Annotated in this window: 1 protein-coding gene and 1 pseudogene; one reads left to right on the top strand and one right to left on the bottom strand. The window is 72.5% G+C overall.

The window, feature by feature from the left end; genetic code table 11:
- A pseudogene (locus tag BKN37_RS30250) lies at positions 1–512 on the top strand (hypothetical protein); the annotation flags it as partial.
- Here the strand turns inward: BKN37_RS30250 and BKN37_RS27285 are convergent.
- The coding region (locus BKN37_RS27285; protein WP_165618421.1) for a low temperature requirement protein A at positions 490–1,056 on the bottom strand (567 nt) is incomplete at its 5' end. The pseudogene BKN37_RS30250 and the gene BKN37_RS27285 sit on opposite strands and share 23 nt — an antisense overlap.

Below are 1,056 nucleotides of genomic sequence, written 5' to 3' on the forward strand. Positions count from 1 at the left end.
CCGCTCGGGCGCCCGCCGCCCCGCCGCTGCGCCCGGTGGGCAAAACCGCCGGCCTGGTCAGCGCCATCCTGGCCGTCTTCGCGGTCGGGTTCCTGGTGCTGCTGGCGCTGGGGTTACCCCGCGAGCGCCAACCGGCGCCGCCCAATATCGACGTGCCGTCCTCGACCATCACCGCGCCGCCGCAGCCACCCGAGCCGCCACCCCCGCCGGTGGCGCCGGAGACCGCCGCGCCCCCGGAGACCACCGCGACGCTGACCACCAGCCCGGAGCAGGTGGAGACCACGCAACAAGCCCCGTCGACCACGACCACCTGGACCGCCCCGACATCCACCCGGCCGACCATCACCTCAACCGTGCCGCCGACCAGCACCACCCCGTGGACCGGTAACCGGCCGGCGGTCGGGTCGGCCTGCACCGCCAGCGAGGTCGGCGCCGTCGCGATCTCGACCACGAACATGCCGGTGCGCTGTGCGAGCACGCCCAGCGGGTTTACCTGGGTGTCGGCGTCCTAGCCGTAGCCAGCACCGCCGCGGTGCGCCGGTGTCCGGCCAGCTCGTAGCCAATCACGATCACCGTCGGTGCGACCGCGACGATCACCAGGCACACCCCGATCGACACCCCGGCCGCGGCCAGCCATACCGCCACGGCCAACACCGCCCCGGCCAGGCCCACCAGCAGCGCGTACAGCCCGTCCCAGGTCCGCGCCACCGCCACGTACACGGCGAACAGCGCGACAAGGTACACCGCGACCGGGACCGCGACGGCCAGCACGGTCGCCGCCGAACTCAACTGCGAGCGGTGGTCGATGTATTCGGCGGCGGTGTGCAGCCCGGCGCCGGTGGCCACGATCGCACCGAACACCACGATGTGCAGATAACCGAAGGAGAACGACCGCTCGCGATGGGCGTGCAACAGGTCGCCGAACGGCACAACGAAGTAGACCCACCACATCCCGAACGTCAACCCGGTTCCGGCCAGCGCGACCAGCACGGTGGTGACCGACCAGCCGTGTTCGGCGACCACCGCCGACAGCGACGCGACCGCCCCCACCACACC

Source organism: Mycobacterium talmoniae (genome assembly GCF_001854525.1).
Taxonomy (GTDB): domain Bacteria; phylum Actinomycetota; class Actinomycetes; order Mycobacteriales; family Mycobacteriaceae; genus Mycobacterium; species Mycobacterium talmoniae.